We start from the raw sequence: 20,376 nt of genomic DNA on the forward strand, positions 1-20,376 counted from the left end.
AGGATCCTAACGGACTGATTCCATGATTGAAAAAAGATCATTACTTTGCACAAGTCTTGGGTTTGTAACGCTGGCCAGATCATGTGCAGCCAAGGGAGCTGCAGCCGTGATCTGATCAATATCCAACCCCATTTCAGACAGGCTTTGCGGCAAAGGAAGATCACCTAAAAAAGCTTGAAGTCCATCTGCCAGCGTCTCTTTGGGCTTGATGGCAAACATCTTGCGCAAGGGTTGATACTTTTCCTTCGCTGCCTCTGCATTGAAGCGAAGAACTGCCGGCAAGATCAGGCGGCTGAGTGCGCCAGGATCAAGGGCTCGTCTGGAAACCGTCTCAAGCGCAGTATTGATCGCATTGGTAGCGCCAAGCCCTTTTTGCAGAGCAAGCGACCCATTCAGACTTGCCGCCATCAACTCCCGTCGGGATTCCAGATTGTCGCTTTTCAGAACCTTGTGCAAATGATGCACGGCGCGCGACAGTCCATCAAGCGCAATGCCATCTGCAGGCGGGTTGTAGCCGCGCGACAGATAGGCCTCAACGCATCTGGCAATGGCGTCGGCGCCAGCACTGGCCGTCATTTTATCGGTCGCCCCCAAGGTCAGGGTGGGGTCACAAATTGTCATTGTCGGGATCAGCTTGCGACACATCAGCAATTGGCGCTCACCTGCATTCATAAGGACAGAGGTATGCGCGCTGACAGCTGCACCAAAGCCGGAAATGCTGGGGACGGCGAACAAATCGGGCAGATTTGTTCCAATTCTGCGGGATCCACCCTCAGCATGTGAAAAAACAGAGAGCGGCTGATCATGCACCATGGCAATACGCGCTGCCTTGGCCAGATCAATGACATTGCTGTGGCCAAGGGCAATCACAACATCACAATTGTTTGCCTGGTAGGTTTTGGCAAGGCGCTGAACCGCGTCTTCTGTTGGAAATGAGGGCACATCGGAGAACATTTCAACCGAGGTGCGAACGGGCAGACCGGCAAAAAAACGCTCGGCAAGTTGCTCGTCAAGCTCATCGGAATTCACAACCAGCAATGGTCGCTTTTTATCATTTGCCTTGATTTCTGACCACAAGGCTTCTTCCAGAACGCCATCGGCGAAATGGATGCGTGTGACATAGGTGATAAGTGTCATATCACTACCCTGGGAATATGGGCATCACTAGCGAGCGCCATATGCGGGTGAGGAAAAAGAGGCCCGGGAGAAACGAACCCTCCCGGGCCGGGAAAGAAACCCTACTGATTAATAGGATGCCTTACATGCCGGAACTTCCCGTGAAGGAAGGCCGATAGCCGCAAACTTATCCTTATCGATACCCAGCGTCTGGTTCACATTCTCTTTCATTGCAACCAGTTGGGTTGCAAGTGTGCCGTCATCCAGCTGAATCACCTCTGATACGAAGTTGGTTCCAACAGCCTGACGGTTTTCGTCCAACGTGATTTTGCCGTTCGGAGCATCCAGTTCAATTGTCGACAGGCACTGACGGAAAGCCGCATGACCGTCTGACAAATCCCCGTTCACATCATCAAGGCAGGTCAGGACAGCTGTTGTAGCGTTGTAGTAACCGGTTCCCAAAAGTGATGGGCTCGGGAAGCGATCTTCAGGCGCGAATGCATCCTGATAGGCCTTCACATAGGTTTGCCATTTTGGATCATCCCATGTATCGGCCTGGGGTCCGGAAGATGGAGTGCCAATCAAGGCATCCTTGGCGGAGCCTTTGGAGTTGAGAACTGTTCCGTCAACCATGATGCTGCCACCAATCAGATTGGCATCACCACCAGCCTGCTGGTATTGGTTGAGGAAGTTGACTGCATCCCCGCCACCCAGGCCGAGATAGATTGCGTCCACATCATCAGGCAGTGCCGCGATGATCGAGCCGAAATCCTTGGTTCCCAAAGGCACCCAGAACCGCTCGGTGATTTCGCCACCGGCAGCACAATACTCAAGCGCGAAGCCAAAGACCTGTGTGTAGATAAAGGAATAATCTTCGCCAACTGTGGCAACAGTTTTATAGCCCTTTTCATTGAACACATAATCGCCAAGACCGGCAGACCATTGAGCTCCATCCGTGTTGAAGCGGAAGAAGTTCTCGGCAGGTGTCACATAGGTGGTTTCCTGAGCGCCAGAAATACCATTGATAAAAGTCGCCTGAGGCTGCGTTTTGGCATAGTCGCGAATGGCAATGCCTTCCGATCCGGAAAGAGGTCCAATCACCACCTCAACACCATCCTGCTCAACCAGCTTGCGTGCGCCGCGTACGGCACTTTCCGGAGATGCATCAGTGGACTGGATGACCAGCTCGATTTCTTTGCCACCGGCCATGCTTTTGAACTGGCCCATAGCGGTTTTCAAACCACGAATGCCGTCCTCCCCAAGAACGGTATATGTGCCTTCCAGCGTAGCCAGCACACCAACTTTCATTTTTTCGGAATGCGAGGCAGCATTTGCCACGCCTGCAGCAACAATAGCTGCCATGGAAATGGTAGATAGCAGTTTCAGTTTCATGAGTTCCTCCCAAGAACCTCGTTACACATTTGATTGCGGAATTGACCGCAATCTCCCGATGGAGGTTGGAGCAGTAACTCCGTTTCTCTGATCCCGGAGCGTCTATCCCGCGTAACACACAGTCTGATTTTACAACAGGAACATGCCTTTAAACCGGCCATACCCCGAAAATATCATCAAAAAAGCTCAGACTGTCAGTAACGGCACTGCTGACTAGATTTTGACACGCTCCATTTTTGGATCGTAAAGGGCGCTGGTGTGAAGCTGCGCTTTCACCCGAACCGTTGCCACTTCCAGCTCATAGTCGCCTGATTCAAGATACGCCTTATCAACGCCTTCGGGATTACGCACATAGCCATAGCCTATCGACTTGCCGACTGTGTAGCCGAAACCACCACTGGTCAGCCAGCCAACCCGCTCTCCATTTCGGTAAATTGTCTCCCGGCCAACCAGAATAATCTCCGGATCATCCACGGTGAATCCAGCCAGCATTTTGCGCACGCCATTACTCTTTTGCTGCTGCATTGCTTCACGGCCTTTGAAGTCAATGTTCTTTCTTAATTTCACGGCCCAACCAAGCCCTGCCTCGATGGGTGTGTGATCAGGGCCAATATCCGATCCCCAGGCACGATAGCCTTTCTCAAGACGCAGGCTTTCAATGGCCCGGTATCCGGCAAGCGCCAGCCCGTATTTTTCACCGATGGTTGTCAGAACAGCATAAACCTTGGTGGCGTATTCCGTTGGCAGATGCAGCTCCCACCCAAGCTCGCCCACATAAGTCACCCGCAATGCGCGCACCGGACAGCCGCCAATGCCGATAATACGAGACGTACCGAAGGCAAATGTCTCGTTGGACACATCGTCACGGGTTGCCTCTTCAAGAATTTTCCTCGCATTTGGCCCCATCAGGGACAAGACAGAATAGGCAGATGTCACATCCACCAATTGTGCGTTTAGCCCGTCAGGAATATTGCGTGAAATCCAATCAAAATCATGGGTCGCAAACCCGGTGCCCGTTACGATGTAATACTCATCTTCGGCAACACGGACCACAGTCAGATCGCATTCAATGCCGCCCTTGTCGTTGAGCATTTGCGTATAAATCAATGATCCAACGGGCTTCGCCACATCATTGGCCGCAATCCAGCTCAGTGCCGCCTCAGCATCCGGTCCCTTCAGCACGAATTTGGCAAAGGAGGTCTGGTCAAACAGAGTTGCAGCCTCACGCGCCGCTTTATGTTCCCGTCCCACCGCGTCAAACCAGTTCTGGCGACCAAAGCTGTAGACGTCTTTAGCAGTCTCACCTCCTTCCAGATCAGCAAACCAGTTTGGCCGTTCCCAGCCCAGCTTTTCGCCAAAGCAGGCCCCGGAGGATTTCAGCAATTCATAAAGCGGTGATTTGCGACAAGGCCGCCCGCTGTCATGTTCTTCATTGGGCCAGGCCATAGTGTAATGTTTGCCATAGGCTTCCATTGTCCGCGTGCGCACCCAGTCTGTATCGAAATGCGGGCGTCCAAAGCGGCGTATATCCACCGGCCACAGATCATAAGGCGGTTCGCCCTTGTCGACCCACTCGGCCAGCGCCATGCCAGCACCGCCGCCAGCGGCGATGCCATAGGCATTGAACCCCGCGCCCACATAGAAATTATCAAGCTCCGGTGCCTCGCCCAAAATGAAATTGCCATCCGGCGTAAAGCTCTCAGGTCCGTTCACCAGATCCTTGACACCGACATGTTCGAATGCCGGAACACGGCCCAGAGACAGTTCCATCAATTGTTCAAAATGATCAAAGTTGGAATCCAGCAGCGTGTAATGAAACCCGGATGGAATGCCGTCATTTGCCCAGGGTATCGGGTTGGGCTCGTAACCACCCATTACCAAACCACCAACTTCTTCCTTGTAGTAAGTCAACCGGTCCGGATCACGTAGAGTTGGCAGATTGGACGTCACGCCTTCAATCGACTCTGTGACCATATATTGATGTTCAACTGAGACCAGCGGCACATTAACACCGACACTGGCTGCCAATGTCCGGCTCCACTGCCCTGCGCAACAAATCACAACTTCGCATTCAATGCGGCCCTGATCGGTAATGACGGCTTTGATTTTGCCCTTTTCAACCTCAATAGAAGTCACTTTCGTGTCTTCGATGATCCGCGCACCGGCCATGCGCGCGCCCTTCGCCAATGATTGCGTGATATCAGACGGATTGGCCTGACCATCAGTTGGCAAAAACGCCGCGCCAACCACATCATCAATGGTCATCAACGGCCACAGCTCCAAAGCTTCTTTTGGGGTCAGCAATTGCATATCAAGACCGAATGAATGAGCTGTCGTCGCCTGACGTTTGACCTCGGTCCAACGCTCCTCATTACAGGCAAGGCGCAAACCGCCATTCATCTTCCAGCCGGTTGCCTGTCCGGTTTCCGCTTCCAGCCGATCATAAAGATCGACCGAATAACCCAGCAATTGCGTGATGTTTGCGCTGGAGCGAAGTTGCCCCACCAGACCAGCGGCATGAAATGTGGTGCCAGAGGTCAGCTTCTTGCGTTCAAGCAAAACAGTATCCGTCCAGCCAAGCTTGGCCAGATGGTAGGCCGTGGAACAGCCAACAATACCACCGCCAATAATCACGGCTTTGGCTGTTTTTGGAAAATCACTCATTCTGCCTGGTCCTCAAGACTGTCGAAATAATTCATAAGAAGCGCGAAACCCTGCCAGGTTTTCTGCGGTGTAGGCGGCGTAATCAAAGGCGAGATCTGAATGGATTTCAGACACCATGCTCCACATGGTTTCGCGCAGCAGCGAGGCGCATTTCATGGCGCTGTACCGATGCAGCAACTCCGCTGTGACGGGTTGTTCAAAATAGGTTTCCAGAAGCCAGCTTTCCTGCGCTTCTGAAAGCTGATTGTTGGAAGCAAGGCCGCCCAGATCAAACAAGGGCGAGTTGAAACCCGCATAGTCCCAATCGATCAGCCAGAGGCGGGTGCCATCATCGAGAAAATTGGCTGGCAACAGATCATTATGGCCAAAGACCAGATCAATTGGTGAGGACGCCTGCTCAAGCCTGTCAGCACATGTCAGAAGCTCGGAGAGCAGGCTGATATGGCTGGAACCGCCGTCTCGCAGGGTTGCCGCGTAATCACGAACAACATGAAACACCCAGAATGTCAGAACCGGGCCACGCAAATGCCGTGGTATGTCGCGATGGCAGGCTTTGACCAGCGGAAGGATGCGTTCCAGTGTCGCCTGATCCTGCACATGTTCAGCAGCAAGGGTGCGACTGTCCACATAGTCGAGGATCAGAACACCGGGTTCAAAGTGCCGCACCGCCGGTGAGATTCCAGCAGCATGGGCAGCTCTGCTGGCTGCCAATTCATTGAAGCGCATCACTTGATGCACAGGAATGTCACTGCCAAGCCGTGCGACATATTTCCCGTTATTATCCTGCACCAGATAATTGACGTTGGTTATGCCGCCGCTCAAATCCGTGGCTTCAATAGGTCCGGACCAGAAATCCAGCTTGCGCAGCAGTTCCAGATGGATTGCGTTCATCGCCCTCGCCTCCAAGCCATCATGCCAACCCGTAACGCTTGCGCATGGATTGTGCGCTGGCGGCAATCATTCGGTCGGCAATAATTGCAATGGCGGCAATGGCCAGTCCGGCAACTATACCGCGTCCGATATCTGCCTTGGTCAGCGCAATATAAACTTCCTGGCCCAGATCGCGTGTGCCCACCAAAGCGGTAATCACCAACATCGACAACGCCAGCATGATGGTCTGATTGATACCCAGCATGATCTCCGGCAGAGCCAGCGGCGCACGGATGCGCCACAGCAATTGCCGTTTTGTGCAGCCAGACACAATTCCGGCTTCAATGAGTTGGGGATCGACCGTCTTGATACCGTGCGCCGCATAGCGGATGGCAGGTGCGAGCGCGTAGAGCACTACAGCAATCATCGCCGAGAAATCTCCGACACGGAACAGCATCACAACCGGGATCAGATAAACGAAGCTCGGTAAGGTCTGCAAAGTATCGATTATGACGCCGACAATCCGGTCTGCCCGTTCGTTCAAGGCCGAAAACAGGCCGATCGGAATGCCGATAATCGTGGCAATAATAACTGACACACCGCACAGATAGATTGTCACCATGGCCTTGGCCCAAAGTCCGTTTGCGATCACAAAAAACGCCAGCGCCGCACACAGCAGTGACAAACGCCAACCGCCAAAATACCAACCGGCAGCCGCAATCAAAAACCAGCCCCAGGCCCATGGAATACCGCCCAAAAACCGCTTTACCGGCAGCATGAAGGTTGACAGCATGAAAGACTTCACCGCTTCCAGATCATCAAAATAATTAATGTTGATGGACTTGACCAATTCGTCCCAGAACGTCCCCGTTGTAACCTGCAGGGCTTCCGGATAGCTTTGGATGAAAGCAAAGAAATATCCGGCAGCCAGACAGGCAATACTGAGCACGACCACAAACAGGGTTCTGGGATAGCGTTTAAGAAAACTCTCGGATCGGTGCCGTTCTTCTCCAGACTGACGGGGTTGCGCAAATGCCTGGCTAAGACGGTCCAGTGCAACGGCCAACACAACAATGGCAATGCCTGCCTCAAGACCGGCTCCAATATCCAGACGGCGCAGCGATGCCAGCACATCAAATCCAAGACCACCTGCCCCGATCATGGATGCGATAATCACCATATTCAGCGACAGCATGATGACCTGATTGACACCGACCATGAGGTCCGGCTTTGCCGTTGGCACAAGCACTTTCCACATCAATTGCCGTTGGGTACAGCCCGACATCACACCGAAATCACCAATTTCGTCCGGCACTGCACGCAAGGCCAGAGTGGTGATGCGCACCATCGGCGGCATGGCATAAATGATGGTTGCCACAAGAGCCGAGACCGGCCCGAACCCGAAGAGAAACAGAATAGGCACCAGATAGGCAAACACAGGAATGGTCTGCATCAGATCAAGGATCGGCTTCAGTGCTTGATCAAACCAGTGCCAGCGATAAGCGGCAATGCCAAGCAAAAGACCGCCCGCCACACCAAAAGGCACAGCAATGATAATGGAGGCCAGCGTGACCATGGCGCTGTCCCATTGGCCAAATACTGCCAGATAGAGAAAGGCCAAACCCATCAGAAGGGCCAATTTCCGGTCTTTGGCAAAATGCCCGGCTGCGATGACAATTGCGGTGACCGCAATCCAGCTTAAGGGCGGGAGAATTTGAACCGCACCAGAACCCTGCCCCTCCATAAATCCGGAAGACAGAACTGACAGAACCAGATTATAGGGCTGCTCAATCAGCCAGGCTAAACCGCGCGTTGCCTCGCGAAATGTGAACAGGCCAAAATCGGCTTCCTCTACCAGCCACTTCATAGCGGCTGAAATGTCGTTCTTGAGCGACAGACGCCAGCCAGCCGGGAACCGCGTGATCCATTTGGCTTCAAGCGCTTTGGACATGTCACGGCTGTAAGTCGACAACAACCACGTGATCAGCAGCAGGGCAAACCAGACAACAGATGTGCGGGAGAAGAGCCGACCGGCTTTTTGGGTCATGAAATGACCTTTCGACCCACAAGCACGTCGATGATGGTTGATGGTCGGATAGACCCGACAGGCTTGCCATCCGCGTCAACAACGCTCATGGGCTTGCCAGCGGATTCCACCTTGTCTGCAATCTCTTCGATACGTGCAGAGACCGAAACAGTGTCGTTGCCCTCAATGATCTCCTTCGACATCACCGATCCGACTGTCAGGACCTTGGCTCTTGGAATATGCTTGGTAAATTCACCGACATAATCGGTCGCCGGGTTCATCACCAGTTCTTCTGGCGTAGCAATTTGAATGATTTCGCCATCTTTCATGATGGCGATGCGATCAGCCAGTCGAATGGCTTCATCAAAATCATGCGTAATGAAAACAATGGTTTTATGGAGCATCGATTGCAGGCGCAAAAATTCGTCCTGCATTTCACGCCGGATCAACGGATCAAGCGCGGAAAAAGGCTCATCCAGAAACCATAATTCAGGCTCAACAGCCAGCGAGCGGGCAATGCCCACACGTTGTTGCTGTCCACCGGACAATTCGCGCGGATAATTCAACTCCCGGCCTGAAAGGCCAACCAGATCAATCACCTGTCGGGCCTTGGCCTCACAGCTGGCCTTATCAAGACCCTGAACATCCAGAGGAAAGGCGACATTATCGAGAACGGTCAGATGGGGCAGAAGCGCGAAGTGCTGAAACACCATGCCAAGCTTATGGCGGCGGATTTCAATCAGTTCGCGTTCGGACATTTTGCGCAGATCAACGCCTTCAAACAGCAATTCACCCGCTGTCGGCTCAACCAGACGCGACAGGCAGCGCACCAATGTTGATTTGCCGGATCCGGACAGCCCCATAATGACGAAGATTTCGCCTTCCAGGACCTCGATATTCGCGTCCCGAACAGCACCAATCAGATTGGCATTCTGCAACTCCTGAAGAGATGGACCATCACCCGATTTTGCAAGAAATTCCTTGGCACCATGTCCAAACAGCTTCCAGACATGTCGGCACGACAATTTCACCGACTTTTCCATATAAACTCCCGGCGGCTCAGCGATGTTAATTTTGAAGTCAGGACTTTGCCACGGCAGATCGGTGCCGGGCAAATCAGGCCCGGCACCCTATATTTAACTGGCAGTCAGTCGAGTTGGATTCTTATTTGATCCACTCTTGCCAGCGGGACTCATTCGTCGTCATCCAGTTGGCAACGACATCGTCCAGCTTTTCGCTTTCAAGATCGACCTTGGCAACCATGTCGCCCATTTCCTGATTGTCGATATTGAATGACTTGATGATGGCATGCGCACCAGGCCATTTGTCTTCAACACCACTCCAGGCAACTTTCCAGATCGGACCACGCGGTTTACCGCAATCATAGGCCATATCAGGATTGGAGCCCCAGGCCGGGTCGCTGTAACATTCTGATGTGTAAGCCGGGAATTCTACAAACTCGCCATCGAACTTGGTTGGTGCCCAATGCGGTGCATAGACCCAAAGAACAATCGGTGCTTTACGCTGATAAGCTGATTCCAACTCGGCGAACAAAGCAGCATCGGTTCCGGCATGAACAACTTCAAAGTCCATTTCAAGCGCTTCAACACGCTCATCATCAAAGCCACCCCAGGTTACGGGTCCACCAAGATAGCGGCCCATCGGAGCTGTTTCCGCAGTCGAAAAGGCTTCTGCACAGGCGTTCAGAGCTTCCCAATCCGGAAGACCGGGGCATGTTTCTTTCATGTAACTTGGATACCACCACTCTTCGATGGCCTGCATGCCGGTTTCGCCCAAATTCTGAACGTTTCCGGTGCCAGTTGCCTCGTCCATAGCCTCGCGGCCCGTGGTTTCCCAGATTTCCATGGCAACGTGCAAATCGCCGGTTTTCAATCCGGCAAACTGAGCAATGTAATCAGCCTGGACATAATCGATATTGTATCCGGCTTTCTTCAGAACTTCGCCCATGAGGTTGGTTGTCAGGAGCTGACCTGTCCAGTCATGCAGGGTCAGTTTGATTGGATCAGTCGATTCCACTTCTGCAAGAGCGGGCATCGCTGCAAGGGAAAGCGCCCCCGCAAGGCCGCATATCAATGAGGTTTTCATTCTATTCTCCAAGCCGATAGGTTCAATTTCAGAACTGCTGGTAAATTCACCATTGAAAGCTTTGGCCAATTTGAAGGCCCCGTCAATGTTAAAGCCACAAAATTTGTTGGTTTTTGCTGTTTTATGTTGTTTTTGATGTGGGATTAATGCTTATCAACAGTCGGGAATGATCTCAGGTTGCGCAACAAATCTGAGTTGTCAGGAGATAATGATGGCCAAGGCAAATGCCACGGAACCGCTCATCAAGCATACTAATCACCGGGAACGGGAGATCCTGGAGACCCTGCAACAGCATGGCGGGTCAGGCCGAATTCACTGGTTGGCAGAAACACTGAATGTGTCGGAAGAAACCATTCGCCGGAATGTGAAAACACTGGCTAATGCTGGTGCCGTCCGCAAAGTCCATGGCGGTGTGCACATAACCGGTGGCCATGTGGAAGAGCCCTTCAACACACGTTTTTCTGAAAACTCCTTTCAGAAACAGGCAATCGCCGCGCATCTTGCGAAAATCATCTGTTCCGGCGACACACTGTTTCTCGATATCGGATCGACTACCGCCCACATAGCGGCCGCATTGCAAAACCATCGTGATCTCTTTGTCGTCACCAACTCCCTGTCAGTGGCTCAATCGCTCGCCTCCAGAAACAACAACCGCGTGTTTTTGGCCGGTGGTGAATTACGTGCCCATGATGGTGGCGCGTTTGGTCGCGAAGCACTGGAATATGTCAGACAGTTCAACGTGCAATATGCGGTTCTGTCGGTTGCCGCCATCAACGCATCTGCTGGCTTTATGCTGCATGACGTTGAAGAGGCTGAATTTTCCCGCGAGATTTCATCGCGCGCGCGAATTCGTATTGTGGCGGCGGACAGTTCCAAATTCAATCAAACCGGACCCATCATTCTGTCTGACCCGTCCGACTTCGATATGCTGATCAGCGATCAAATGCCGCCTGCTGATATCTGCGATATGTTGCATAAAAGTGAGGTAGAGCTGGTTCTGACGGACGACAATAGCCGCAATCGAGAAAGCGCATAGTTTATGAATGAAATGATGATGGCGGCGCTCAGCATTACTGCCGATGCCTGCAAGACACCCCAAAAATACTTTCGTTCCACGCTCTCGATAGACCAGAAGAGCGATGAAAGCCCGGTCACAATTGCTGACAGGGAAACAGAGGATTTTCTGCGCCGCGAATTGCTGAAACGCTTCCCGGATCACAGCATATTCGGGGAAGAATTTGGCCGCAAAGCAGGAAACAGCGACTATGAGTGGGTCATCGACCCGATAGATGGGACACGCTCTTTTATCAGCGGAAATCCCTTATACGGCATGCTTCTGGGATTGCTGAAAAATGAAGAACCTCAATTCGGCATTGTCAGAATGCCGGAACTGGATGAGGTTTATTCAGGAGACGGCAAATCCGCTTTCAAGGACGCAAATGAACCTCTAGCCACGTCCGAGACCAAAGATCTTTCAATGGCTGCCCTTTACATCAACGAGGGTGAAAAAATCGCGGCAACCCACCCGACCCTGTTTCAGCGCCTTTGCACTACCGGCCAGCTAAGGCGCTTTGCCTATGATTGCTATCCCCACATGTTACTGGCGTCCGGCCATATTGATGCGGTGATCGACTTTGATCTTCAGCCCTATGATTATCTGCCACTGGTCTGTGTCGTCAAAGGCGCAGGCGGCATAATGACCGACTGGGACGGCAATGACCTGACACTGCAATCAGATGGACGGGTGATAAGCGCTGCGAACCAGGATATTCACGCAAGTCTTCTGGAGCTGATCAAAAAACCTTAGCCAACACGGGTTTGGTCCTCACCACCCATCGGTCCTCGAAATTTATCCGAGAAAGACGGCGTGAGGTGCTGATTTCAATCAGTTCTGTCGACACGCTTCCATCGTCGCCCTCGGATTTATTCCGCGGGCCCACAAAGGGCCAATACGCTACCCAGCCCTGATTGCATTCAAATGTGCCTCAAATTCAGCGCTTCGCATCAGCGTTTTGCAGCGCTCAAAGCGGTTGACTGAATAAGCCCAGAAATCATCAGCCGGGTTTTTGTCTGCATGCTGGATGAGGCCCCACAAGGTCCACAACAGATCACACATGGCTTTGTAGACCACCATGCGTCCGAACTCTGCATCGCTGGCCTGCCCATCAAAATAGGCATCCATCATGGCTCTGTCCTGTTCTGCAGTAAATCCAGCTTCAACTGACAGATCGCCCAGATCCCACATCGGATCATTCATGCCGGAATACTCCCAGTCGACGATCCACATAAGTGTCCCGTCATCGAGGAAATTTTCACACAGAGGATCACAGTGACAGGGCGCCAAAGCGGATTCATTTTCTGAAAGAACCGTTTTAACAGGTTCGGCTGCCTCGACAATTTCAGAATATCCCTCTGGCAATTCAGCGTCTTTACCGGACAGCACCTTCAGATAATCCTCAATCATGGAAAACAACTCAAATCGAAACTGGAACTCTTCTCCGGACTGATGCAGCTTCCGAAATGCCAAAGCAGCACGTTCAGGCGCACCAGGCCGCTCCTTAAACGTTTCCGGCGTCATCGTGACGATGTTTTCAATACAGCGGCTGACCATGATGCCACTATTCGCATCGCCCCATATCACCTCTGCCGACACACCGGCTAGCGCAGCAGCATGAGCGTTGTTCAACTCAACGGCACGGTCAATATATTCCTCGGTTCCCTTTCCAGGAATTCGAACAATCAGAGTTTCATTGGCCAGGTCCACCCGGTGCACCACATTGGTCAGTCCACCCAGTCGAACCAATTGGCTGTCTACCAGCGTAACGTTGGAAAGGCGTGGCACATTGCGCAGCGCCTGCTGCACGCTTTCGGTAAATTCACTCATAGGGCTCCCTCCCGCTCAGGCCTTTAGACGTTCATTGTCAGGGTCGTAAAGCGGCGCTTTCACTTTTCTGATCATATGCAACTCACCCATCGCCTCAAGCATGAAATCCACCCGCTCGAGCAATTTGGTTGGCAAGTAACCCAGAATGATCGTCTGCTCTAGTGTCGTGCCGTAGCCAACGCTGGAGGCCAAAGACACAACCTCTCCGTCAGCCAAAATGGTTTCGCCGCCGAACAGAGGCAGTTCCGCGTCTGATACAAAGCAGCAGAGTTGCTGCTCCGTGCCTCCCGTTTTCTGTTGTTCAAGAACAGAACGCCCCAGAAACGCACCCTTTGATTTCAAATGCACACGCCCGGCCAGTCCGGCTTCGACAGGCGTGTAGTCGGGCGTAATATCTGCGCTCCAATACAAATAGGCTTTCTCCATACGCAGCGTGTCGATGGCCCGGTAGCCGATATCGCGAATACCAAATGGGTCTCCTGCCTGCCACAACTGATCATAGACATGCTGGGCAAATTCTGTCGGCACATGCAGTTCCCACCCCAACTCCCCGACATAGCCAATACGGATGGCGCGAACCGGCGCTGCACCAATGGTGATGGTCCGCATTTTGGCAAATGGAAACGCTTTGTTGGAAACGTCATCCTCACTGACGGCCTGCAGAACGTCTCTGGACTTTGGCCCGCACAAATTGATAACGGCCCAGCCAGACGTGACTTCCACCAACACCACAGAGCCATCAGCCGGCAGGTTACGCCTGATCCAGTCACTGTCGTGAACACCAAAACCGGCACCAGTGACGATGTAAAAATGATCTCTTCCCAACCGGGTAATCGTCACATCAGCTTCAATGCCACCGCGCTCATTGCAAAGCTGGGTGTAAATGACAGAGCCAAGCGGCTTATCCATATTAGACACAGCCATGTATTGCAGTGCGTCCAGAGCGCCCTGCCCGACCAGCTCAAATTTGGAAAAACTGCTTTGATCAACCAGCGCCACATTGTTGCGCACAGCCTTATGCTCTTCAGCCACATAGCGCTTCCAGCCCGGTTTCAGGAAATCCAGTTGATCCACCGGCTCCACACCTTCGGGCGCAAACCACAAAGGCCTTTCCCAACCATTCTTGGAACCATAGACAGCACCTTTGGCCTTAAGCCGTTCATAAAGCGGGCTTTTACGCAAATCACGCGCAACGCTGCTTTCCTGACCGGGATAGCGCATTTTGTAATGATGCGCATAATGTTCCACCGCGCGTGGATACATGTAGGATCGCGCGCCTTGATGCGGCCCAAAACGCCGCGCATCCAGTGGCCAGAGGTCAAGGCTTGGCCGTCCCTCAACCAGCCATTCAGCAATCATCTCCCCGGCACCCCCGCCTGCAGCAATGCCATAGAGGAAACCGGTTGCCAGCATCAGATTCTTGAAATCAGGCACGGGACCCAACACAAAGTCACCATCAGCCGAATAGGGAATGGGGCCGTTGATAACCTGACGAATACCCACTTCGTTTACAATCGGCGTTACTTCCGCTGCATGAACTGCCAGGGGTTCAAAACGATCCAGATTTTCTGGCAGAAGCTGACGGACAAACTCACCCGGTATCCCTTTGTCACCAAAGGGAATTGTATCATCTTCATAGCCGCCAATGACCAACCGTCCGCCTGCGTCTGGCTTGTAATAGACCAGCCTGTCCGGGTCGCGCAGTGTTGGTAGCCCTTCCGGAAATCCTGGAATTGGCTCTGTCACGATATATTGGTGTTCCACCGCACAGGCAGGAATGGAAAGACCCAGCTTCTGCCCCAGCTCGCGGCTCCACATGCCGCTGGCCAGGGTCACTGTTTCAGCTTCAAAGATGCCGTCGGTTGTTATCACTTCGATTATGCGTCCATCCTGAACCGTAAAGTCCAGAACTTTGACTCCCTGCCGCAATTGCGCGCCATGCATGCGCGCACCGGCAGCTATGGACTGACAAAGGCTCGCCGGATCCACATGGCCGTCTGAGGGAATAAAGGCTGCACCATGCAAACCATCCATGTTGATGTATGGGAACAATTCCTTCGCCTCGCCCGGCGAAATAATCTGCATTTCCAGATTAAAGCTCTTCGCCATTGTGGCAAGACGCTTGGCTTCCAGCATGCGATCCTGCGAGGCTGCCAGCCGAAGGCTTCCGACTTTCTTCCAGTCACAAGCGAGACCGGTTTCCGCTTCCAGCCGGTCGTAAAGTGCCACTGAACGCTGCAGCATCCGCGTGGTGTTGCGGCTGGAACGCAATTGCCCAACCAGCCCGGCGGCATGCCATGTTGCTCCTTCGGTGAGAGCTGCTTTTTCCAACAGCACAACATTTTTCTCGCCGAATTTTGCCAGATGATAGGCGATGGAACATCCGATGATGCCGCCTCCGATGATCAGGTGTTTTGCGGAGTGGCGGGAGGTTGGATCAGACATTGCGAGCGCGCCCTTGTTGATGATTCCTCAAAATTATGAAATCCAAAACAATAATTATCAACTTTTTTGTTGATTTGTATTGATATACCATAGCCAGCGAAAGGTATGTCAGCATGTCAAAATACGAGCAGGATGTTCGAAATGCCTTGAGCCTGCGCGGCTCAGTCGGTGTAAGCGAACTGGCCAAACTGCTGAACGTGTCTGACCAGACCATTCGCCGCGTCGTGAAACCCATGGTGGATCGTGGTGAAGTTAAGAAAATTCACGGAGCCATAGTCAGCACACAAAGCCTTGCAGACCCGCCCTTTTTGGCGCGCATGAATCGCAACAAACAGGCCAAGATCGCAATTGCCAACAAAGTCGCGCAGATGATCAAGCCAGGCGATTCCGTTGCAATCGACACCGGCTCGACCTCAGCCTTTGTGGCTCAGGCCCTGCGTCAACACCATGATCTGACAGTGGTCACCAACTCGACATTCATCGCCAGCACATTGGCCATGGTGCCCGGCAACCGCATTTACATGGCGGGCTCAGAATTGCGCAATCATGATGGCGCGGCATTTGATCGGATGGCCTACGAAACCATTGCCTCCCACCACACAAATTGGGCACTCCTGTCAGCTTCATCCGTGCATCCAAAGCGGGGCTTTCTGGTTCAGGAACAATGTGAAGCTGATATGTGCGCGGCATTGATGAGCATTGCCGACAGGCACGTCTGGGCCGTAGATGCTTCAAAATTCACAGACAAACATATGCAGATCAGCCTGCCAAAACCGATCCCGGACAGCATTCTGACAACAGACCGGCAACCCGACCCGGAATATGCGGAGCTTCTGGCCGGAATGTCGGCAGAACTGCCAACGGGTCTGGCCAACAAAGCGTCCTAACCCATACCCACAGCATATTTTGCAGTCATTTCTGCCAAAATCGCGATGCTTTTTTCAGCGTCATGTTCAAAATCTGTTCAATTTGTCAAAATAACTCTATAGGACTTGACGGGATATTTGCTGGATTATATCGTTTGTGATGAAAGTCCTATATAGGACATGGAACCGATGGTGTGATCCCGATGCAGCCAGCAAATGCCAATCAGCCAAAATCTGCGAAAGCCAAACACAAGCAGATTTCTGAAGACATTCTGAAAGCGATAGAGGACGGCAGATGGGTCCCCGGCGACCAATTGCCATCCGAAGATCAGCTGGCAACTGAGATGAGCGCAAGTCTGGGCACGATCCAGCGGGCATTGCGCAGTCTTGTCCAAATGGGCGTGGTCGAACGCAGCCATGGACGCGGTACATTCGTTTCCGGTGCGCAGGCGCAGGAAGGCCAGCTCATGCATTTCCGTTTTATGGCGGAAGGCGGCAAACAACTGCTCCCGGTCTACTTCAAAATCCTCAGTGTGAAATTGACGAGCGAAAGCGGCCCGTGGAGCACATTTTTCGGCTCCCAGGTAGAACAATATGTCCACATTCACCGCATTGTTTCGATCAATGATGAGTTTGAGGTGTTCAGCGAGATTTACCTGCCAGCCGACCGTTTTTCAGAGCTGGCGCAAATGAGCGAAGCCACGCTGAACGGCGTGTCATTCCGCGACATGCTGGCAGAGCGTTTCAACGCACCCACATTGAACACGAGGCAAATGATGGCTTGCCTGCCATTCCCACCGCGTGTGGCGCGCCAGTTGAATGTGCCCGCCGGGCAATACGGAATTGTCTGGTCCATCGGCGGAATGACTTACCGCGATACACCAATCACCTGGCAACGCATTTTCGTTCCACCCAGCGACCGCATGATTGAAATCGTACCGTTTTCGCAGAACGGCAAACCGGATTTCCGAACAGTCAAATGAAACTGCGTTCAACGAAGCGCAACAGGGAGAATGAGCTCAAAGGCTCATCATCAAGTACTCCACCGCACGTCATGTGGAGACAAACAAAACAGGAGAGCAAGCAATGCAAGTGACTCTATCCAAACAGACCAGCCTACTCGGCGGCCTTCTGCGGCATGCACGCACCGCCACAGCCGTGCTCGCAATCGGCGGAATGGCACTGACAGGAACGCTAACAAGTGCCCTCGCTCAGGATATGCCGGACATGCAACTGAAATTCGGGCATCCCTACAATGAAAGCCATCCGCTTGCCAAAGGCGCGCAAATGTTTGCCGATACAGTGGCGGAAAAGAGTGGCGGAAAAGTCAAAATCGAGGTTTTTCCAAACTCAACCATTGGTTCATCACGTGATCTTGTCGAGAGCATACAAATCGGTGTCGTCGACTTTGCGCTTGTGCCAACCACCAATGTCGCGTCGTTCTACCCACCACTGGATATTTTCTATCTGCCGTTTCTGTTCCGCGACAGCGCCCATGCCTATGCGGTTTCTGACGGACCAGTTGGCCAAGGTCTTTACGCAGACATGTTAGCAAAAACCGGCATTCGCACCATCGGCATGTATGAAAGTGGTTTCCGCACAATCACAACAGCCAAAACCAAGGTGGAAACACCTGATGACATGAAGGGCATCAAGTTTCGTGTGGTGAACAACCCCTTGAATGTCGCGACATTCACGGCACTTGGAGCCAACCCGACACCAATGGCCTTGTCGGAAGTTTTCACCGGCCTGCAACAGGGTACTGTTGATGGACAGGATAATCCTGTTGGCAATGTGAAAGCGTTTGGCTTTGACAAGGTTCAGGATTTCATCACCCTGTCCAACCATCAATGGGCGGGCATCATGTTCCTGGCCGATGATAAAATGTGGCAGCAGCTGCCGGCTGAAGTCCAGACCCTGTTCCAGGAAACAGCAACAATGACACAGGATTGGGAGCGTACTGAACTCAACTCTGTAGAGGCTCAGTATCTGGAAGAAATGGCGGCCAACGGCATGACTGTCACCCGCTTGACACCAGAGCAGACGCAAGCGTTTCAGGCTGCCATGGAGCCGGTCTGGGATGAGTATCGCGAAAAAATCGGTGAAGAGCTGATCAATTCCGCCGTCGACGCCAAGTAATACACAGATACGCCGTCAGGAGACAGACAATGGACAATGTCAAGAAAGTTTTGGACTTGTCAGAAAGCATCCTGACGGCGCTTTGTGCCGCCGCATTTGCGGTCATGCTGGCGCTGGGCGTTGCAACAGTTGTCTTCCGGTTTATCATTCAAAGCTCGCTGGCATTTCCTGATGAGTTGATCCGCTATCTGTTTGTGTGGATGATTTTCCTCGGCTCTGCAGTGGCCTATCGCCGCAAGATGCATGCTGCAATCGGCATCCTGGTGGCGAGCCTTCCAGTTCAGCCGAAACGCATTGCACTGCTGTTTTCAACGCTCGCCTGCGTGATCTTCTTCGTCACAATCTTGTGGAGCGGCTATCATCTGACAGCCCGATCCGCCCCTCAAATCTCACCCGCACTGGAAGTATCCATGGCCTGGGTCTACGCGGCCATTCCGGTCGGGATGGGATTTCTGCTGATCTATGCGCTGGAACTTTTCATCGACCAATTCAGAGCTGCCGACGACCAGCTTGTAGCGGATGATCGCTGAGCCCATCTGGAGACGAAAATAATGACCACCTTTGCCATTTTCGGGTCTCTGGTAGCCTTGATGTTGCTGCGGGTTCCCATCGCGGTTTCTCTCGGACTGGCCAGTGTTATCGGTCTTGTGATCAGCGATATCAGCCTGGAAATCGTCGTCCAGAGAATGTTTTCAACCAATAATTCATTTCCGCTGCTGGCCATTCCGTTTTTCATTCTGGCGGGTGAAATTATGTCGACAGGCGGCATGTCACGCCGGCTCGTCGGGTTTGCAAATTCACTTGTTGGCCATCTCACGGGTGGTCTGGGTGCCGTCGCGGTTCTTGGCTCAAGCTTCTTTGCAGCGCTTTCCGGCTCCAACGCCGCAACCGTTGCCGCCATTGGCGGCGTTTTGAACAAGCCCATGGCCGAAAAAGGCTATCGACCGCAATACACGGCGGCCACCATAGCTGCAGCCGGTGTGACCGGTATGATCATCCCTCCGTCAATTCTGCTGATCCTCTATGGGTTCGTAACCGGTGTTTCAATTGCTGATCTGTTTCTCGCCGGACTTTTCCCGGGCATTCTCATCTGCATTTCCTTGCTGATCATGAATCGGTATTTGAGTGGCCGCGAAGGCATTGAAAAAACAGAATTTCAGGGTCGCAGCGAAATCTGGCGCAGTTTCAAACAGGCCTTCTGGCCGCTTTTGATGCCAGTCATCATCCTGTCCGGTATTTATGGCGGCATCTTCACGCCAACCGAGGCGGCCATCGTTGCCGCTCTTTACGGCCTGATTGTCGGCTTTGCCTATCGGGAACTCACCTTTCAGGGTCTTGTCAAAGCGTTCACCCGCGCTGTTATGTCCTCTGCCGTTGTGATGTTCATCATGAATGCCGCAGGCGTCTTTGCCTGGCTCATTACAATCAATCAGATCCCTCAGAACGTATCCGCATTCCTGGCCGATATCGCGGGCAATCAGATCCTCTATCTTTTGTTCGTGAACATCTTTTTGTTGATTGTCGGCTGCATGATGAACGCCGCTGCGGCAATCGTCATTTTCACAGCAATTCTCTATCCTGCCGCTATGAGCTTTGGCATCGATCCGGTCCTGTTCGGCATCATCGTTTCGGTGAACCTCAGCATTGGGACTGTTACGCCTCCACTTGGCGTTGATCTCTTCATTGCCTCGGCCATCACGGATGTTTCCATAGAGCAGATCGTCGTCGCGATCTGGCCCTACATTCTGGTCCTGATCGTGGATTTGCTGCTAATCACTTATTTCCCGCCAATCTCGCTCTTTCTCGTCGGACTATTCGGATAGAACCAGTACCCGCAGTGGCCCGTCCCGCTCCATGCCAAGAGACCC

The 20,376-nt window shown here is 52.7% G+C and carries 16 protein-coding genes; 7 read left to right on the plus strand and 9 right to left on the minus strand.

Annotation, left to right across the window (positions count from 1 at the left end):
• Positions 1–6: 6 nt before the first annotated feature.
• The 7 genes from RAL91_RS15505 to RAL91_RS15535 all read right to left on the minus strand — a co-directional run bounded on the left by RAL91_RS15505 (position 7) and on the right by RAL91_RS15535 (position 10,174).
• On the minus strand, positions 7–1,137 hold the full coding sequence (locus RAL91_RS15505; protein WP_306257147.1) for an iron-containing alcohol dehydrogenase: 1,131 nt from the start codon (positions 1,135–1,137) through the stop codon (positions 7–9).
• A gap of 108 nt (positions 1,138–1,245) precedes the next feature.
• Positions 1,246–2,508, minus strand: a complete 1,263-nt coding sequence (locus RAL91_RS15510) for an ABC transporter substrate-binding protein (protein ID WP_306257148.1) — start codon at positions 2,506–2,508, stop codon at positions 1,246–1,248.
• Between the two features lie 213 nt (positions 2,509–2,721).
• A complete protein-coding gene (locus RAL91_RS15515) occupies positions 2,722–5,172 on the minus strand; it encodes an FAD-dependent oxidoreductase (RefSeq protein ID WP_306257149.1) in 2,451 nt (816 codons plus the stop codon).
• Positions 5,173–5,184: 12 nt separating this feature from the next.
• Positions 5,185–6,063, minus strand: a complete 879-nt coding sequence (locus RAL91_RS15520; RefSeq protein WP_306257150.1) for a phosphotransferase — start codon at positions 6,061–6,063, stop codon at positions 5,185–5,187.
• Positions 6,064–6,082: 19 nt separating this feature from the next.
• Positions 6,083–8,089, minus strand: coding sequence for a proline/glycine betaine ABC transporter permease (locus tag RAL91_RS15525; protein ID WP_306257151.1), 2,007 nt, complete (start codon positions 8,087–8,089; stop codon positions 6,083–6,085).
• A complete protein-coding gene (locus RAL91_RS15530; protein ID WP_306257152.1) occupies positions 8,086–9,111 on the minus strand; it encodes a glycine betaine/L-proline ABC transporter ATP-binding protein in 1,026 nt (341 codons plus the stop codon). Before RAL91_RS15530 ends, RAL91_RS15525 begins: the two co-directional genes overlap by 4 nt.
• A gap of 121 nt (positions 9,112–9,232) precedes the next feature.
• Entirely contained in the window at positions 9,233–10,174 is a 942-nt protein-coding gene (locus RAL91_RS15535; RefSeq protein WP_306257154.1) for an ABC transporter substrate-binding protein, read from the minus strand.
• Between the two features lie 211 nt (positions 10,175–10,385).
• Here RAL91_RS15535 and RAL91_RS15540 point away from each other — a divergent pair, with 211 nt between their 5' ends.
• The gene (locus RAL91_RS15540; RefSeq protein ID WP_306257155.1) at positions 10,386–11,210 is read left to right on the plus strand and encodes a DeoR/GlpR family DNA-binding transcription regulator; all 825 of its coding nucleotides are present in this window, start codon (positions 10,386–10,388) and stop codon (positions 11,208–11,210) included.
• A 3-nt stretch (positions 11,211–11,213) separates the two neighbouring features.
• Positions 11,214–11,981: an inositol monophosphatase family protein gene (locus tag RAL91_RS15545; protein ID WP_306257157.1), complete on the plus strand. Its 768-nt coding sequence runs from the start codon at positions 11,214–11,216 to the stop codon at positions 11,979–11,981.
• Between the two features lie 147 nt (positions 11,982–12,128).
• On the opposite strand, the gene RAL91_RS15550 is transcribed toward RAL91_RS15545, so the two are convergent.
• Both RAL91_RS15550 and RAL91_RS15555 read right to left on the minus strand, forming a co-directional pair.
• Entirely contained in the window at positions 12,129–13,058 is a 930-nt protein-coding gene (locus RAL91_RS15550) for a choline/ethanolamine kinase family protein (protein ID WP_306257158.1), read from the minus strand.
• 15 nt (positions 13,059–13,073) lie between these two features.
• Positions 13,074–15,503, minus strand: a complete 2,430-nt coding sequence (locus RAL91_RS15555; RefSeq protein ID WP_306257159.1) for an FAD-dependent oxidoreductase — start codon at positions 15,501–15,503, stop codon at positions 13,074–13,076.
• A 113-nt stretch (positions 15,504–15,616) separates the two neighbouring features.
• On the opposite strand from RAL91_RS15555, the gene RAL91_RS15560 reads away from it, so the two are divergent.
• The 5 genes from RAL91_RS15560 to RAL91_RS15580 all read left to right on the plus strand — a co-directional run bounded on the left by RAL91_RS15560 (position 15,617) and on the right by RAL91_RS15580 (position 20,331).
• Positions 15,617–16,390, plus strand: a complete 774-nt coding sequence (locus RAL91_RS15560) for a DeoR/GlpR family DNA-binding transcription regulator (protein ID WP_306257160.1) — start codon at positions 15,617–15,619, stop codon at positions 16,388–16,390.
• Between the two features lie 182 nt (positions 16,391–16,572).
• A complete protein-coding gene (locus tag RAL91_RS15565; RefSeq protein WP_306257162.1) occupies positions 16,573–17,352 on the plus strand; it encodes a GntR family transcriptional regulator in 780 nt (259 codons plus the stop codon).
• A gap of 103 nt (positions 17,353–17,455) precedes the next feature.
• On the plus strand, positions 17,456–18,508 hold the full coding sequence (locus RAL91_RS15570) for a TRAP transporter substrate-binding protein (RefSeq protein ID WP_306257164.1): 1,053 nt from the start codon (positions 17,456–17,458) through the stop codon (positions 18,506–18,508).
• Between the two features lie 29 nt (positions 18,509–18,537).
• Positions 18,538–19,038, plus strand: coding sequence for a TRAP transporter small permease (locus RAL91_RS15575; protein ID WP_306257165.1), 501 nt, complete (start codon positions 18,538–18,540; stop codon positions 19,036–19,038).
• A gap of 21 nt (positions 19,039–19,059) precedes the next feature.
• On the plus strand, positions 19,060–20,331 hold the full coding sequence (locus RAL91_RS15580) for a TRAP transporter large permease (RefSeq protein ID WP_306257166.1): 1,272 nt from the start codon (positions 19,060–19,062) through the stop codon (positions 20,329–20,331).
• Positions 20,332–20,376 lie beyond the last annotated feature (45 nt).

It is taken from the genome of Pararhizobium sp. IMCC21322 (assembly GCF_030758295.1).
Lineage (GTDB): Bacteria > Pseudomonadota > Alphaproteobacteria > Rhizobiales.

What these genes read in the sequence shown, in the direction of transcription:
- RAL91_RS15505 (WP_306257147.1), bottom strand. Translation starts at nt 1,137, where the DNA reads ATGACACTTATCACCTATGTCACACGCATCCATTTCGCCGATGGCGTT.
- RAL91_RS15510 (WP_306257148.1), bottom strand. Translation starts at nt 2,508, where the DNA reads ATGAAACTGAAACTGCTATCTACCATTTCCATGGCAGCTATTGTTGCT.
- RAL91_RS15515 (WP_306257149.1), bottom strand. Translation starts at nt 5,172, where the DNA reads ATGAGTGATTTTCCAAAAACAGCCAAAGCCGTGATTATTGGCGGTGGT.
- RAL91_RS15520 (WP_306257150.1), bottom strand. Translation starts at nt 6,063, where the DNA reads ATGAACGCAATCCATCTGGAACTGCTGCGCAAGCTGGATTTCTGGTCC.
- RAL91_RS15525 (WP_306257151.1), bottom strand. Translation starts at nt 8,089, where the DNA reads ATGACCCAAAAAGCCGGTCGGCTCTTCTCCCGCACATCTGTTGTCTGG.
- RAL91_RS15530 (WP_306257152.1), bottom strand. Translation starts at nt 9,111, where the DNA reads ATGGAAAAGTCGGTGAAATTGTCGTGCCGACATGTCTGGAAGCTGTTT.
- RAL91_RS15535 (WP_306257154.1), bottom strand. Translation starts at nt 10,174, where the DNA reads ATGAAAACCTCATTGATATGCGGCCTTGCGGGGGCGCTTTCCCTTGCA.
- RAL91_RS15540 (WP_306257155.1), top strand. Translation starts at nt 10,386, where the DNA reads ATGGCCAAGGCAAATGCCACGGAACCGCTCATCAAGCATACTAATCAC.
- RAL91_RS15545 (WP_306257157.1), top strand. Translation starts at nt 11,214, where the DNA reads ATGAATGAAATGATGATGGCGGCGCTCAGCATTACTGCCGATGCCTGC.
- RAL91_RS15550 (WP_306257158.1), bottom strand. Translation starts at nt 13,058, where the DNA reads ATGAGTGAATTTACCGAAAGCGTGCAGCAGGCGCTGCGCAATGTGCCA.
- RAL91_RS15555 (WP_306257159.1), bottom strand. Translation starts at nt 15,503, where the DNA reads ATGTCTGATCCAACCTCCCGCCACTCCGCAAAACACCTGATCATCGGA.
- RAL91_RS15560 (WP_306257160.1), top strand. Translation starts at nt 15,617, where the DNA reads ATGTCAAAATACGAGCAGGATGTTCGAAATGCCTTGAGCCTGCGCGGC.
- RAL91_RS15565 (WP_306257162.1), top strand. Translation starts at nt 16,573, where the DNA reads ATGCAGCCAGCAAATGCCAATCAGCCAAAATCTGCGAAAGCCAAACAC.
- RAL91_RS15570 (WP_306257164.1), top strand. Translation starts at nt 17,456, where the DNA reads ATGCAAGTGACTCTATCCAAACAGACCAGCCTACTCGGCGGCCTTCTG.
- RAL91_RS15575 (WP_306257165.1), top strand. Translation starts at nt 18,538, where the DNA reads ATGGACAATGTCAAGAAAGTTTTGGACTTGTCAGAAAGCATCCTGACG.
- RAL91_RS15580 (WP_306257166.1), top strand. Translation starts at nt 19,060, where the DNA reads ATGACCACCTTTGCCATTTTCGGGTCTCTGGTAGCCTTGATGTTGCTG.